General features: G+C 75.9%; 1 protein-coding gene. It reads right to left on the bottom strand.

Going from position 1 to position 8,632, the window contains the following annotated elements; translation table 11 throughout:
- Positions 1-32: 32 nt before the first annotated feature.
- The coding region (locus tag ACIO9J_RS42290) for an SDR family NAD(P)-dependent oxidoreductase (RefSeq protein WP_402010949.1) at positions 33-8,632 on the bottom strand (8,600 nt) is incomplete at its 5' end.

Below are 8,632 nucleotides of genomic sequence, written 5' to 3'. Positions count from 1 at the left end.
GGTACGGACGACGTCGTCGCGGTCCGACCCGGTCACGAGGTCTCGAGTTCGTTGTCGAGGTAGCCGAAGAGTTCGTCGTCGGTGGCCGACGTGAGGTCGTCGGATGCGACGTCCTCGTCGGTGCCGTCGGCCCGTTGGTCGCTCCACTTGGCGAGCAGGGCGCGCAGGCGCAGGTCCACCTTGGTCGCGGCGCCGTCGTCGCCGAGGGCGAGCAGGGCGGTTTCGAGGCGGTCGAGCTGGTCGAGCACGCCGCTCTCCGGCTCGGGTTCGGTGCGCGGCAGCAGCGTGAGCACGTGCCGGGCGATCGCGGCGGCCGACGGGTGGTCGAACACGAGGGTCGAGGGCAGCCGCAGGCCGGTGGCGGTGGTGAGCCGGTTGCGCAGTTCCACCGAGGTCAGCGAGTCGAATCCGAGGTCCTGGAGGGCACGGCCCGGATCGACCTGGGTGCCGACCGAGTGGCCGAGCACCGCGGCGACCTGCTCGCAGACCAGGTCGAGGACCGTCTGTTCGCGGTCCGCGGCGGACTGGCCCGCGATGGTGTCCACGAACGTCGTGCCCGCGGCTTGGCTCGCCGCGGCGGCCCGGCGGGCAGGTGCCCTGACCAGGCGCCGCAGCATCGGCGGCAGCGTGCCGTCCGCCGCCTGGCCGCGCAGCGTCGCGGTGTCGAGGAGGACCGGCACGAGTGCGGCGCGGTCGTCCCGTGTCGCGGCGTCGAACAGCGCGAGGGCGTCGTCGGTGGGCAGTTCGCGGATGCCGGAGCGGCCGAGCCGGGCCCGGTCGTCGGTGTCGAGCGCCGCCGTCATGCCGCTCGCGGCCGCCCACAGGCCCCAGGCGAGGGAGATGCCGGGCAGGCCGTGGGCCCTGCGGCGCCGTACGAGTGCGTCGAGTGTCGCGTTCGCGGCGGCGTAGCTCGCCTGTCCCGCGCTGCCGAGGATTCCGGCGGCCGAGGAGAACACGACGAACGCGGAGAGGTCGGCGTCCCTGGTCAGTTCGTCCAGGTGCCGCAGTCCCTCGACCTTCGGGCCGAACACGCGGTCGATCCTGGCGGGTGTCAGGGATTCGAGTACGCCGTCGTCGACGACGCCCGCCGCGTGCACGACCGCGCCGAGCGGGCGGTCGAGGGAGGCGAGGAGCGCGGCCAGCGCGTCGCGGTCGGCCACGTCGCAGGCCGCGACGGTCACCTCGGCGCCCAGGGCGGTCAGTTCGTCGCGCAGTTCCGCGGCGCCGTCGGTCGCGAGCCCCTTGCGGCCCGTGAGGACGAGGTTCCGCACGCCCCGGTCGGCGACCAGGTGCCGGGCCACGAGGGTGCCGAGCGTGCCGAGGCCGCCGGTGACCAGGACCGGGCGGTCCGGGTCGAGCGGGGCGGGCACGGTCAGGACGGTCCGCCGCGCGGGCCGGTCCCGGTCGAGGCCGCGGAACGCCTCGGGGGCGCGGCGTACGTCGACGGCGTGCACCCGCGGGGAGGTCAGCGTGCCCGCCGCGAACAGCGCGAGCACCTCGGCCAGCATGTCCTGGCAGCGGTCGGGGTCGGACGGCACGCGGTCGCAGGCGGCGTACTTGACGCCGGGCGGCAGGTCGTCGGGCTCGGGCAGGTCGGCCGTGCCCAGTTCGATGAACCGGCCGCCGTCGGGGAGCAGTTCGAGGGACGCGTGGATGAACTCGCGTGCTTCCGGGCCGTCTTCGGTGAACTCCCTGAGCGAGGAGTTGAGCACCGCCTTCACGCCCCGGCCACCGGTCTCCGCGTCGAACAGCGCCGTGAAGTCGGTGTCGAGCGAGGAGGCGAGGTGGCTGTCGGGCACACCCGCCGCCCGCAGGGTGTCCCACTCGGCGGGGCGTGCGGTCGCGAACACCTCCGCGCCCCAGTGCCGCGCGAGCTGCACGGCCGCCAGGCCGACGTCGCCCGCGGCGTCGTGCACGAGCACGGAGTCGCCGTCGCGCAGGTCGGCCAGGTCGCGCAGGGCGTAGTAGGCCGTGAGGAAGGCGGGCGGTACGGCCGCGGCCCTGGCGAAGGACCAGCCCGCGGGGACCGGGGCGAGCAGCCTGCGGTCGGTGACCGCGAGCGGCCCGAAGGCCTTGGTGGCCGTGCCGAGGACGCGGTCGCCCACGGTCAGGCCGGTCACGGCCGCGCCGGTCTCGGTCACCACGCCCGCGATCCCGCTGCCGGGCTCGCCTTCGTCGTGGTGGGTGCCGAGGGCGACGAGGACGTCCCTGAGGTCCAGGCCCGCCGCGCGCACGGCGATACGCACGTCGCCGGGCGCGAGGGGCGCGGTGGCCTCGGGGTGCGCCACCAGGGCGAGTTCGTCCAGTGAGTCGTACGCCTTGACGTCGAGGCGCCAGGCGCCTTCGGCGGGCGGTGTGAGCAGTCCTCCGGCGCTGGCGCGGGCGAGCCGCGGCACCGTCACCTGGCCGGCCCTGACGGCCGCCTGGGGCTCGCCGGAGGCCAGTGCGGCCGGTACGGCGAGGGCGGACTCGGCGGCGTCGTCGAGGTCGACGAGCGCGAACCGGCCGGGGTTCTCGGTCTGCGCCGACCGCACGAGCCCCCACAGGGCGGCTCCCGCCGGGTCGGGCGTCGCGGTGCCGACGGCGCCGCGGGTCACGAAGACCAGGCGGGCGTCGGCCGTCCGCTCGTCGGCGAGCCAGTCCTTGGCCAGTGCCAGCGCCCAGGTGACCGTCTCGCGCACCGCCCCGCCGTCCGCACCGGCCGGCAGGGGGCAGGGGGCGAGCAGGTCGGTCACGCCGTCGAGGGCCGCGAAGTCGGCCACGGCCGGCACGTCGAGGTCGAAGTCCCGCATGTTCGGGCCCACTTCGCCCGTGCCGTCCCCGCCGAACACGGCGAGCCGCACCGGCCTTTCCGCGGGAGCGCTCGCCTCGGCGGGCGTCCACTCCAGCTCGAACAGGGCGTCGGCGGTCGGTGAAGCGGTCTGCCGGAGGTCCACCGGTCGCATCACCAGCGACTCGACGGTCGCGACGGGCCTGCCCGTCGGGTCCGCGACGGCCAGGGACATCTGGTCCTGGCCGGTCCCGGTGGGCGACCAGCGCACCCGCAGCGTGGAGGCGCCGACGGCGTGCAGCCGTACGCCCGTGAAGCTGAACGGCAGCCGGGGGCCGCCGCCGGTCTCGTCGAGGGCGCGCAGGACCGGCGCGTGCAGGGCGGCGTCGAGCAGGGCGGGGTGGACACTGAAGCCGTCGCCGCCGGTGCCCTCGGGCAGGGACACCTCGACGTACACGTCGGAGCCCAGGCGCCAGGCCGCGCGGACCGCGCGGAACACCGGACCGTAGGCGTAGCCGAGTTCGGTGAGGCGCTCGTAGATGCCGTCGGCGTCCATGGGTTCGGCGTCCCGCGGCGGCCACGCGGACAGCTCGGTCGCCGGGGTCTCCCCCGTGGTGAGCGTGCCGGTCGCGTGCTCGGTCCACGGCGCGTCCCGGTCGGCGTCCTCGGCCCGCGAGTGGACGCGGATCGTGCGCCGGTCGTCGCTCTCGGCGCCGACCGTGACGCGCAGGACGCTGCCGCCGCGCTCGGGCAGGACCAGCGGGGCGTGCAGGGTCAGTTCCTCGACGGTGTCGAGCCCGCAGTGGCCGGCGGCGTGCAGGGCGAGGTCGAGGAAGCCCGTGCCGGGGAACAGCACCCGGTCGCCGACGCCGTGGTCGGCGAGCCAGGGCTGGGTCCGCGTGGACAGCCTGCCGGTGAACACCACGCCGTCGGAGTCGGGCAGCGCGACCGCGGCACGCAGCAGCGGGTGGTCGCCCGTGGCGACGCCGAGGGCCGTCGTGGCGCCGTCACCCGCGGGCGCGACGGCCGCGGTCAGCCAGTACCGCTCGTGCTGGAAGGCGTAGGTGGGCAGGTCGACGCGGGTGCCGCGGCCGCCGGTCAGCGCGGCGGGGTCCAGGTGCGCGCCCCGTACGTGCAGGCGAGCGGCGGCGAGGGTCAGCGCGTCCGGTTCGCTCCTGTCGGAGCGCAGCGTCGGCACGAACACGGCGTCGGGGGCGCTGTCCTGGCCCATCGCGGCGAGCGCGCCGCCGGGCCCGACCTCCAGCATGGTGGTGACGCCCTGCGCGACGAGCGCGGTGACGCCGTCGGCGAACCGGACGGGCCGGCGCACGTGGCGCACCCAGTGCTCCGGTGACGCCAGTTCCTCGGCGTCGACGGGCGCGCCGGTCAGCGTGGAGACGATCGGCAGTACGGGCGGGTGGGCGGTGGTGCCCGCGACGACGCGGCGGAACGCGTCGAGCATCGGCTCCATCAGCGGCGAGTGGAAGGCGTGGCTGACCCGCAGCGGGGTCACCTTGCGGCCCTGCGCCTTGAGCCGGTCGGCCAGTTCGAGCACTTCGAGTTCGCTGCCGGAGAGGACGAGTGAGTCCGGTCCGTTGACGGCGGCGATGCCGACGTTCTCGGAGCACTCCGGAATGATCTCGTCCTCGGTGGCGCGCACCGCGACCATGACGCCGCCCGCGGGCAGCGCCTGCATGAGCGCGCCGCGCGCGGCCACGATGGTGCAGGCGTCGGCCAGCGAGAAGACGCCCGCCACGTGTGCGGCGGCCAGTTCGCCGATCGAGTGTCCGGCGAGCGCGTCGGGCGTGAGGCCCCACGACTCCCACAGGCGGTAGAGCGCGACCTCGACGGCGAACAGCGCGGGCTGTGCGTACTCGGTGCGGTCCAGGAGTGCCTGGTCGTCGCCGAAGACGACGTCGCGCAGCGGCACGGCGAGCAGCGGGTCGAGGTGGGCGAAGACCTCGTCGAGCGCGTCGGCGAACGCGGGGTGCGCCTCGTACAGGCCGCGGCCCATGCCGATGCGCTGGGAGCCCTGGCCGGAGAAGAGCACGGCGAGCCTGCCGCCGTCGGGGGTGCCCCGGACCACGGCCGGGTGGTCGGTGCCTTCGGCCAGCGCGTCGAGTCCGGCGCGCAGTTCGGCGGTGTCGGTGCCGAGGACGACGGCGCGGTGGTCGAGCGCGGCGCGTGCCGTCGCGAGGGTCGCGGCGACGTCCACCGGCGAGAGGTCGGGCCGCTCGTCCACGGTGGCGGTCAGGCGGGCGGCCTGGGCGCGCAGCGCGGCCGTGTCACGGGCGGAGAGCGCCCACGCCAGCGCCTGGCCTTCGGGCGCGGCCACGGAGGCCGCGGGCACGGATTCGGCCTGTTCGAGGATGACGTGGCCGTTGGTGCCGCTGACGCCGAACGCGGAGACGGCGGCGCGCCGGGGGCGGTCGAGCTCGGGCCACGGCCGTACGTCGGGGAGGAGCTCCACGGCGCCGGTCGTCCAGTCCACGTGCTCGGACGGGCGGTCGAGGTGGAGGGTGCGGGGCAGTACGCCGTGCCGCATCGCCTGCACCATCTTGATGACGCCCGCGATGCCCGAAGCGGCCTGGGTGTGGCCGATGTTGGACTTCAGCGCGCCGAGGAGCAGCGGCCGTTCGGCGGGGCGGTCCTGGCCGTAGGTGGCGAGCAGTGCCTGTGCCTCGATGGGGTCGCCGAGGCGGGTGCCCGTGCCGTGGCCCTCGACCGCGTCCACGTCGGCGGTGGTGAGCCCCGCGTTGGCGAGCGCGGCGCGGATGACCTGCTGCTGGGCGGGGCCGTTCGGCGCGGAGAGGCCGTTGGACGCGCCGTCCTGGTTGGTCGCGGAGCCCCGGACGACGGCGAGCACCTCGTGGCCGTTGGCCTGGGCGTCGGAGAGCCGTTCGAGGAGGATCAGGCCCGCGCCCTCGCCCCAGCCGACACCGTCGGCGGCGTCGGCGAAGGGCTTGCACCGGCCGTCGGGGGCCAGGCCGCCCTGGAGGCTGAACTCGGCGAACGGGGTCGGCGTCACCATGATCGCCGTGCCGCCCGCAAGGGCCATCGAGCACTCCCCCGACCGCAGCGCCTGCACCGCGAGGTGCAGGGCGACCAGCGAGGACGAGCACGCGGTGTCCACGGTGACGGCGGGGCCGCGCAGACCGAGCGAGTAGGCGATGCGGCCGGAGACGACGCTCAGCGCGTCGCCGGTGAGCCGGTAGCCGTCCATCTCGGGCGTCGCCTGTTCCAGGCTGCCCGCGTAGCTCTGCGGGGAGGCGCCGACGTAGACGCCGGTGAGGCTGTCGCGTACGGACGACGGGTCGATGCCCGCCCGCTCGAAGGCCTCCCAGGCCAGTTCGAGCACCTGCCGCTGCTGGGGGTCCATCGCGAGGGCCTCGCGCGGCGCGATGCCGAAGAAGCCCGCGTCGAACCCGCCCGCCTCGTCGAGGAAGGCGCCTTCCAGGGTGTGGCTGCGGCCCTGCTCCGCCGCGTCGGCCGGGTACAGCCGGTCGGTGTCCCAGCCCCGGTCCTCGGGGAAGGGACCGATGGCGTCGCGCCCTTCGAGGACGAGCGACCACAGGTCCTCGGGGCCCCGTACGCCGCCGGGGTAGCGGCAGCTCATGGCGACGACGGCGATCGGCTCGTCGGCGCCGCGGGGCGCGGTGCCCGCGGGCTCGGCGGGCGCGGGGGTCGCCCGCTCGCCGAGCACCACGGAGTGCAGGTGTCCGGCCAGCGCCTCCGGTGAGGGGTGGTCGAAGACGACGGTCGCCGAAAGCCGCACGCCGGTCGCCGCGTTGAGGCGCTTGCGGAGTTCGATGGCGGTGAGGGAGTCGAAGCCCAGCTCGCGGAAGGCCCGGTCGGGCGTGACGGTGTCGGGTCCTTCGTGGCCGAGCACCGCGGCCGCGTTGCCGCGCACCAGGTCGAGCAGGAGCCGGTGCTGGTCGGCGTCGTTGAGCCCGGTCAGCCGCTCGGCGAGGGCTCCGCCGGAGGCGGGCCGGTCCTCGGCGTCCTGCGCGGCGAGCGCGACGACGTCGGGGATCTCGCTGATCAGGGGGCGGGAGCGGGCCGCGGTGAAGCCGGGGGCGAAGCGGGCCCAGTCGACGTCCGCGACGGTCACGGCCGTCTCGTCGGCCGTGAGGGCGGCGGCGAGCGCGCCGACCGCGAGCTCGGGCCGCATGGGGCGCATGCCCCTGCGGCGCAGCTGCTCGTCCAGGTCGCCGGTGACCATGCCGCCGCCGGCCCACATGCCCCAGGAGACCGAGGTGGCGGGCAGTCCCTCGGAGCGGCGGCGCTGCGCGAGGCCGTCGAGGAAGGCGTTGGCGGCTCCGTACGCGCCGAGTTCGCCGCTGCCCCACACCGCGGAGCCGGAGGAGAACAGCACGAAGGCGTCCAGCTCCCGTCCCGCGCACAGCTCGTCGAGGTGGGCCGCGCCGACGGCCTTGGCCGTCAGGGCGTACGCGAGGTCGGCGGTGTCGGTGTCGGCGAGCGGCAGGGACGGGACGGTGCCCGCCGCGTGGAAGACCGAGCGGACCGGGGCGCCTTCGGCGTCGAGCCGGGCGAACAGGTCGGCGAGCGCGGCACGGTCGGCGGCGTCGCAGGCCGCGACGGTGACCCGGGCGCCGAGCTCGGTCAGTTCGGCGGTGAGCTCGGCGGCGCCGGGGGCGTCCGCGCCGCTGCGGCTGGTCAGCACGATGTGCTCGGCGCCGTTGCCCGCGAGCCAGCGGGCTACGTGGCCGCCGATGTTGCCGGTGCCACCCGTGATGAGGACGGTGCCCGCGGCACGCCAGGCGGGTGCCGTGGCGGGTGCGGGGGCAGGGGTCAGCCGTCGTACGGACACGCCGGACGCGCGGATGGCCAGCTGGTCCTCGTCCGTCCGCCCGGACAGCACGGCGGCGAGCCGCGTCGCGGACCTGGCGTCGGGGGCCACGGGAAGGTCGACGAGACCGCCCCAGCGGTCGGGGTGTTCCAGGCCGACGGCGAGGCCGAGGCCCCAGGTCTGGCTCTGCGTCGGGTGGGTCAGCGCGTCGGACCGGCCGACGGACACCGCGCCCGTCGTCGCGAGCCAGAGCGGCGCGCCGATCCCGGCGGCGCCGAGCGCCTGGACCAGGGCCAGCGTGCCGGAGAGGCCGTTCGGGACGGCCGGGGCCGCCGGGTCGGGCTGCTCGTCGAGGGCCAGCAGGGACAGCACACCGCTGGGTACGACGTCCAGGGCGCGCAGCGCGTCGGCCGAGCCCTCGGTCTCCAGGACGTCGGCGCCGTGGACGCGCAGCGCGTCGAGGGCCGCGGCCCGCCACGGGTGCGCCGCCTCGGACGGGGCGCCGACCACGAGCCACGTCCCGCTCAGGGCGGGGGTGGCGGCGGCGAGGGGACGCCAGGTGATCCGGTGCCGCCAGGAGTCGACGGCGGACCGCTCCTGGCTGCGGCGGCGCCAGTCGGCGAGGCTCGGCAGGACGTCGGTGAGCGGTGCGTCGGCGGGCACGTTCAGCGTGGTGGCGAGGTCGCCGCGCTCCACGGCGGACCAGAACTCCTCGAAGGCGGAGTCGGCCACCGCGGCCGGGCGGGCCGTCTCCTCCAGCCAGAAGCGCCTGCGCTGGAACGGGTAGGTGGGCAGGTCGACGTGACGGCCCGTGGGGACCAGGCCGCGCCAGTCGAACTCCAGCCCTTCCACGTACGCCTCGGCGGCGGAGAGCAGGAACCGTTCGAGGTCTCCGTCGGTCCTGCGCAGGGTTCCGACAACGATGGCATCGCGCTCGGCGGACTCCACCGTTTCGCGGACGCCGATGGTGAGGACGGGGTGCGGGCTGCACTCCACGAACGCGGTCACCCCGTGGTCCAGCAGACCACGGGTGGCCTCCTCGAACCGGACCG

Source organism: Streptomyces sp. NPDC087300 (genome assembly GCF_044744425.1).
Taxonomy (GTDB): domain Bacteria; phylum Actinomycetota; class Actinomycetes; order Streptomycetales; family Streptomycetaceae; genus Streptomyces.
Note: the sequence above shows the minus strand (reverse complement) of the source record. Positions and strands in the feature narration are given on the sequence as shown.